This window comes from Thauera phenylacetica B4P (assembly GCF_000310225.1).
Taxonomy (GTDB): domain Bacteria; phylum Pseudomonadota; class Gammaproteobacteria; order Burkholderiales; family Rhodocyclaceae; genus Thauera; species Thauera phenylacetica.
Map to the genome: position 1 here is coordinate 1 of NZ_AMXF01000205.1, position 7,248 is coordinate 7,248.

7 protein-coding genes are annotated in these 7,248 nt (G+C 69.5%); 4 read left to right on the plus strand and 3 right to left on the minus strand.

Features of this window, described 5'->3' with window-relative positions; all coding sequences use genetic code 11:
- The 4 genes from C667_RS18170 to C667_RS18185 all read left to right on the plus strand — a co-directional run.
- Positions 1 to 524, plus strand: a 524-nt coding sequence (locus C667_RS18170; protein ID WP_004374156.1) for a TolC family protein, incomplete at its 5' end; no start/stop codon positions are given.
- Positions 525 to 742: 218 nt separating this feature from the next.
- Positions 743 to 2,914, plus strand: coding sequence for a TonB-dependent receptor (locus C667_RS18175; protein ID WP_004374157.1), 2,172 nt, complete (start codon positions 743 to 745; stop codon positions 2,912 to 2,914).
- Positions 2,915 to 2,972: 58 nt separating this feature from the next.
- Complete coding sequence (locus tag C667_RS18180; protein ID WP_004374158.1) at positions 2,973 to 4,154, plus strand: DUF1513 domain-containing protein; 1,182 nt, start codon at positions 2,973 to 2,975, stop codon at positions 4,152 to 4,154.
- A gap of 136 nt (positions 4,155 to 4,290) precedes the next feature.
- Positions 4,291 to 4,716, plus strand: a complete 426-nt coding sequence (locus tag C667_RS18185; protein ID WP_039922125.1) for an HMA2 domain-containing protein — start codon at positions 4,291 to 4,293, stop codon at positions 4,714 to 4,716.
- Between the two features lies 1 nt (position 4,717).
- Here the strand turns inward: C667_RS18185 and C667_RS18190 are convergent, their stop codons facing one another.
- The 3 genes from C667_RS18190 to feoB form a co-directional block, all read right to left on the minus strand.
- Positions 4,718 to 5,305, minus strand: a complete 588-nt coding sequence (locus C667_RS18190) for a hypothetical protein (protein ID WP_004374160.1) — start codon at positions 5,303 to 5,305, stop codon at positions 4,718 to 4,720.
- Between the two features lie 19 nt (positions 5,306 to 5,324).
- Positions 5,325 to 5,561 carry a FeoC-like transcriptional regulator gene (locus tag C667_RS18195; protein ID WP_004374161.1) on the minus strand — a complete coding sequence of 79 codons (237 nt, stop codon included), beginning with the start codon at positions 5,559 to 5,561 and terminating at the stop codon, positions 5,325 to 5,327.
- Positions 5,562 to 5,571: 10 nt separating this feature from the next.
- Positions 5,572 to 7,248, minus strand: a 1,677-nt coding sequence (gene feoB / locus C667_RS18200; protein ID WP_004374162.1) for a ferrous iron transport protein B, incomplete at its 5' end; no start/stop codon positions are given.

Here is a 7,248-nt window from a genome sequence, read left to right on the forward strand (position 1 = left end):
CCGCCGCCGCCGCCAACATCGCCGCCGCGCGCGCCGCGCTGCTCCCGGGCATCAGCCTGTCGGCCGGCGCCGGGGTGGGCAGCGCCGCGCTGCTGTCGCTCGCCGATACCACGCGCACGCTGTCGATCTCGGCCAGCGTGGTGCAGAAGATCTTCGACGGCGGCCGCCTGCGCGCCGACGTGGACATCCAGCGCTCCCACCAGCGCGAGCTGCTCGAGACCCACCGCCGCGCCATCCTCGTCGCCCTCAAGGAGGTCGAGGACGCGCTCGCCAACGCGACCCGCGACGCCAATCAGGAATCCGCCCAGCGTGAGATCCTCACCGAAGCCCAGCGCAGCCTGCGCCTGGCCGAGCTGCGCTACCGCGAAGGCGCCGACGGCCTGCTCACGGTGCTCGACGCCCAGCGCACCCTGTTCTCCGCCCAGGATCAGCTGGCGCAGTTGCGCCTGGCGCGCCTCGGCGATGCGGTGAATCTGTACAAGGCGCTCGGCGGCGGGTGGAGCGCGGGGCGGGCGGACGGCTGAGCCGCGGCCGCAACTGCGAGCCGCTTGTAGTAGCGAATACGTCGCGATCGCAAGCCGGAAATCTTCTGGACTCGTTAAAACTTGTTGCGAACGATTCGCGTTTTTACCATAATTCGCAACGTCTCGCCCAGCCAGCCACCTGAAACGGTCATCGTCACTCCGTCGATCGGGAAGCCAGCCAGCACCGACTTCCCGATCCAATACCCCAGAGAGTCACGATGAAAGCTGCCGTTCGTTCCGGCGCGGCGCGGTCCGCGCACGCCCCCACCCGCCCGCTGCTGCCCCTGCGCGCGATCATGCTCGCCGTCCTGTCGGTGAGCGCGCAGGCGCAATCGACCCCCTCCTCGACCAAGACGCTACCGACGGTCACCGTCAACGCTGCCGAGGACGCTGCTCCGCAGGACGGCCACCGTGCCACCACGACCCGCGTCGGCAAGGTGCTGCAGGACCCGCACGACATCCCGCAGGCGGTCACCACGGTGACCAACAGCCTGATGGAAGAGCAGCAGGTCGGCAGCCTCAAGGAGGCGCTGCGCAACGTCTCGGGCCTGTCGTTCAACGCCGCCGAAGGCGGTCGCTCGGGCGACAACATGAACCTGCGCGGCTTCTACACCTTCGGCGACATGTACCTCGACGGCATCCGCGACACGGCGCAGTACAACCGCGAGACCTTCAACCTCGAGCAGATCGACGTGCTGCGCGGCTCGGCCGCGATGCTGTTCGGCCGCGGCCAGGCGGGCGGCGTGATCAACCAGGTCACCAAGACGCCGCTGCTCGGCAACCGCGGCCGCATCACCGGCAGCGTCGGCATCGACGACTACCGCGAGGTCACCGGCGACTTCAACAAGGAGCTCGGCGACACCACCGCGCTGCGCCTGAACGTCATGAAGCGCGACGAGGGCAGCTGGCGCAGCAACCCCGCCGACGGCGCCGAGCCCGAGATCCACCGCGAGGGCGTGGGCCTGAGCCTGGTCACCGGGCTGTACACGGACAACGAGTTCACCTTCAACCACTACTATCTGAAGACGCGCGACAACCCGGACTACGGTATCTCCTTCGATCCGGCGACCAAGCGCCCGACGAAGAACTTCTCCGCCGACACCTTCTGGGGCACCAACAACACCTTCGACGACAGCGACACTTCGATGAGCTCGCTGGTGCACCAGTACAAGCTGTCCTCGCAGGCCGAGATCCGCACCCAGCTGCGCCACGCGAGCTACGAGCGCGTGTACTGGGCGCAGGCTCCAACCCGGACGGCAGCCCCCAGCTTCGACGGCAGCACCGGGAGCCCGAAGGTCCGCCAGACCGAAACCGAGAACCTGACCCTTCAATCCGACCTCACCGCACGTACCGAACTCTTCGGCATGAAGCACGAGCTGCTCGCCGGCGTCGAATACCTCAAGGAGGACTCCAGCCGCTGGGGCTTGCAGGATCTGGATCCCGGGGCGGGCCGCTTCTATCGTCCGGGCGCCTTCACCTCGGCGCCGGCGATCACCTACGAGGGCGACACCCTGGCCTTCTACGCGCAGGACACGATCGAGTTCGTGCCGAACTGGAAGCTGACCCTGGGCGCACGCCACGACTCGCTGGACGCCGAATATTCCAGCCTCAACTCGCCACAGCTCGACTTCAGCGAGACCAGCCTCCGCACCGGCCTGTCCTGGCATCCGACCGAGTACACCCACTACTACATCAGCTATAGCGACTCCTTCAGCCCCACCGCCGACCTCTACCAGCTCTCCGGCGGCAGCTTCCCGGCCGAGCGTAGCAAGGTCACCGAGCTCGGCGCCAAGTGGATGCTGATGGAAGGCGATCTCGCCCTGCGCGCCGCGCTGTACCGCGCCGACAAGGAGTGGGAGCGCAATACCGACCTCGAGTCGAGCGCCGCGATCCTGACCAGGAAGCGCCGCACCGACGGTCTGGAGCTTGAAGTGGCCGGGCGCGTTACACCGAACTGGGAGGTCTTCAGCGGCTTCTCGCTGATGGACGCGGAGATCCTCGAGGTCGCTCCGGGCGCGGACGCACGCCTCGAAGGCCAGCGCCCGCGCAACACGCCCAAGCTCACCTTCAACCTGTGGTCGACCTACGCGCTCGGCGGCGGATGGAAGATCGGCGGCGGCGTCGAAGCCAAGAGCGACCGCTACGCCTACGTGCCGACCGCAGCCAACGCGAACAGCAACTTCATCGACGGCAAGTTCTCGCCCAACACCGCGCCCGGCTACGCACGCTGGGACGCGATGCTCGCCTACGAGCAGAAGAGCTGGGCCACGCGGCTCAACGTGAAGAACATCTTCGACCGGGTGTACTACGACGCCGTGTATGACCAGGGCGGCTTCGCCATCCCCGGCACCGGCCGCGCGATCATCCTGACCGGCGAATACAAGTTCTGATCCGAGCATCTCGATCGACGGGCCCCGACGGGTCCGTCGTTTCCACTGGAACACCCCGATGAACAAACGCGACTTCCTGCGCACGCTGGGCGGCGGCCTCTCGCTCGCCCTGCTGCCCCGCACCCTGTTCGCCGCCGCGGCAACGCCCGGCGCGCTCCCCGAAATCCGCCTGATCGCCGCCTGGCGCAGCCTGCACGAACTCGGCCGCGATGGCGCCTCGCACGGCGCGAAGGCGGAGGGCGGCACCGACTATGTCGGCATCCTGGCAACCGACTGGCAGCAAGGCGTCGCTCGCATCGAGACCGCGGTCGCGGTTCCCGACCGCGTCCACGGCCTGCTGCCCGACCGCGACGGCGGCTTCCTGGTCTGCGCCAACCGCCCCGGCCCCTGGCTGATGCGCTGCGCCGCCGACGGCGAAGTCCTCGCCCGCCAGGCGCTCGCGGACGAGAACAGCGGGCGCACGCTCAACGGCCACGCGGTCTTCGACCCCGCGGGCGAGTGGCTGTACACCACCGAATCCGAGACCGGCTCCACCCAGGGCTGGATCGCCGTGCGCCGGCGCGACAGCTTGCGCAAGGAAGCGGAATTCTCCACCCGCGGCATCGAGCCGCACGAGCTGCTGTTCGACGCCGAGGGCAAGCTGGTGGTCGCCAACGGCGGCATCCTGCGCGCGCCTGGAGACCGCAAGCGCGACCTCGACCGCATGGACTCCTCGCTGGTCCGGCTCGACCCGACGAGCGGCGAGCGCCTCGGCCAGTGGTGGCTGAAAGACAAGCGTCTGAGCCTGCGTCACCTCGCGCTCGGCGCCACACCGGCCGTGGGCGCGCGCGCGCTGGTCGGCGTGGCGCTGCAGGCCGAGCACGACGACCCGGCCGAGCGCGCCGCAGCGCCCATCCTAGCGGTGTGGAACGGCGACACCCTGGAGATCCCCAGCCGCGAGACGGTGGGCGCGGGTTACTGCGGCGACATCGCCACCGGGATGGACGGCGGTTTCTACCTGTCGGCCGAGCGCAGTCACCGCGTGACGCGCTGGCACCCGGCGGCGCCCGAACGCCTGGAGGTGATCGCCGAACTCAACAAGGCGGGCGCGCTCGCCGAGTTCCCGCTCGAAGGCACCCACGCGAGCCTGATCGGCTCGCCGCGCGGTCTCGGATTCTGGCACCCGCAGCGCGATCCCGTGCTGCTGCGCTGGGCGGTGGAGATCGCCCCGGACAACCACTGGACGGTGGTCAGAGCATGAATTTTCGCCCTCGGACTCCCGGGGGCGGCTCTGCGGGGAGCAATCATCGGCAGGTCGACCGGGGATTGGTGTCAAACTCTCCACTCCTCAGCCTCGATTCGACCGAAACCGAGGCACCCCGTCGAGGAGCCTGCCCATGACCAGAATCGCCTCATCCTCCCCGGGTCGCATCCGCATAAAGGATACCGCACTGCGCAGACAGGACTGCCTGTCCCGGGTACAGAAGGACCTTGCGCCACTCGAGGGCGTTCGAGAGCTGCGAGCCAATCCTGCCGCAGGAAGTATCGTGGTCTTCTTCGACCACGGACAGGTAAGCCCAGCCGAGCTCGAGCGACGGGTCGAACAGGCCGTGGATGCAGCACTCGCCGCCCCGCGAAAGGCACGGCGCTCGATCCACAACCGCCTCAACCGCGCCGCGAAGATCGGCATGCTCGGCAGCCTGGGCGCCTCGCTGGCGTTGGCGGCGACCGGCAACAAGCGTTGGCATGCGGTCACCGGCGGCGTCTTCGTCGCCTGTCTCGGGGTGCACCTCGGCCTGCATCGCAAGGCCTTGCTGCGCTGAGTCACGCGCGTGGGCGACGGCCCTCCTGCTCGCCGCCCTCCTCCTGCATGCACCCGACCGCAAGGCGGACCAGCCGGCGGGCGAGCGCCGCTCCGCTTGCATGCCCCCCGGCCGTTGCAGGCAGGTAGAGTTCCAGTCCCAGATAGGCGAACGCGGAGTTGTTCCAGATCGCCTCGGGGATCACCGTGCGCGCCTGCACCACGCCCGCCTGGCCCAGCGGCACGATCCGCACCGCGGCATCCGGCCGCGCCTTCCAGCCTTCCGCATCCAGTGCGCAACGCAGGCGCGCACGCAACGCCGCGTCCGCGCACAGCAGATCGGCACTCGGTCCCTGCTCGTCGAGGCCCGAATGCAGGTCGATCAGCAGGCCATGGGACTCTCCGAGATAGGGCAGCAGTTGCAGGTAGAGCGCCCGGTGCAGGGTGCCGTAGCGGAAGGTCTCGTCGGGCAACGGCCGTCGGCCCGAGAGCCCCTCGGGAATCTCCAGCACGTCGAGTCCCTCGACCTGCAGCCCCTGCACCACCTCCCGGCCGAAGGCGAGCTCCTCGCGATGGATGCCGATCACCAGCAGCGTGCGGACGCCGGGCACGTGCCGAGGGCCTCCGGCCTCAGGAGGCCGGCGCGTCGCCGGCCCACTCGAAGACGACGGTGCTCGCGGGATCGCACTTGCAGCAGCTCGTGCCGCAGCCCACCGCTGGGGCGACTCGCCGCACGCGGCCCTTGCGCTCGAGCGTGGCGAGCATGGGCTCGAGCGCCGAGGCCGCGCTGTCGAGGCCGATCGCCATGTCGGCCAGGCTGGCGCGGCGGCGTTCGCGCAGGTAGTCGCTCAGGCGGGACAGGATCATCGCCGCCGCCTCAGGCCTGCTGCGGCAGCGGCAGACGGCCGTCCGCCTCGCGCGCGCCGTAGCGCCGCAGCCCCCACAGCGCGAGCAGCAGGCACACGCTCACCGCCGCGATCCAGGCGAAGGAAGAGCCCGGGTGCTGTGCCCACGTCGCGGCCTGGTAATACACGGTGGCCACGCCCCAGCCCAGGCCGGTGGTCCACATGGTGACGAACACCGCCCAGCGCGTGCCCGCCTCCTGGTAGATCGCCGCAATCGCCGCGGTGCATGGCGCGTAGAGCAGGATGAAAAGCAGGTAGGCGAAAGCGCCGGCCGCTCCGTCGAAGCGCGCCGCCATGGCGCCGAAGGTGCCGGTGGAGACTTCCTGCTCCTCGGCCACCGCGGTCTGATCGCTGAGGTCGCCGACATCGAGGCCGATCGGGTCCGCCCACGCACCGAGCGCATCGGCGAGGTTCGCCGGAATGGTGGCGAAGGCCGCGGCGAGGCTGTCGGCAAGGCTGAAGGCCTCCTCCTCGCCGCCTCCCTCACCCGCATCCTCGGCCGCGAGCGCGGTGTAGGCGGCATCCAGCGTGCCGACCACCGCCTCCTTGGCGAGCACGCCGGTGAAGATGCCGACCGCGGCCGGCCAGTTCTCCTCGGTCAGGCCCATCGGCGCGAACGCCGGGGTGATGCTGCGGCCGATCTCGGCGAGCACCGAGGCCTCGCTGTCCTCGTTGCCGTAGCTGCCGTCGGTACCGACCGAGTTGAGCACGTTGAGCACCAGCACCATCGGCACGATCACCCGGCCGGCGCGCACGATGAAGGCCATCAGGCGCTCCGACGCATGGCGCAGCACGCCACGCACCGTGGGCAGGTGGTAGGGCGGCAGCTCCATGATGAAGGGGGTCGGCTCGCCCTTGAGCAGGGTGTTGCGCAGCACCAGGCCGGTCATCACCGCCACCGCGATGCCGATCAGGTAGAGCCCGAACACCACGTTCTGCGCCCCGGACGGGAAGAAGGCGGCGGCGAACAGCACATACACCGGCAGACGCGCGCCGCAGGACATGAAGGGCGCCATCGCGATCGTCATCAGGCGGTCGCGGCGATGCTCGAGCGTGCGTGTCGCCATGATCGCCGGTACGTTGCAGCCGAAGCCGACGATGAGCGGCACGAAGGACTTGCCGGGCAGGCCCACCCAACGCATGAAGCGATCCATGACGAAGGCCGCGCGCGCCATGTAGCCCGAGTCCTCCAGCACCGACAGGAACAGGAACAGGAAGCCGACCACCGGGATGAAGGTGGCGACGACCTGGATGCCGCCGCCGATGCCCTGCGCCAGCAGCACCGTCAGCCACTCGGGCGAACCCAGGCCGGTGAGCACCGCGGCCACGCCATCGACCAGCAGCGCCCCGGCAAACTGGTCGAAGAAGTCGATGAAGGCGCCGCCGATGCTGATGGTGAACAGGAACATCAGATACATCATCAGCAGGAAGATCGGCACGCCAAGTGCCCGGTTGAGCACGACACGGTCGATGCGGTCGGTCAGGTCGCGGCCGGCGCGGCCGCTCACCGTGACCGCGGCCGAGGCGACGCGGTTGGCAAGCCCGTAGCGCGCGTCCGCCACCATGATGTCGATGTCGTCGCCGAGCTCGCCCGCGAGCCGCTTCGCCTCGGCCGCGGTGTCGGCGCCCGCGGCGCCGAGCGCGAGGTC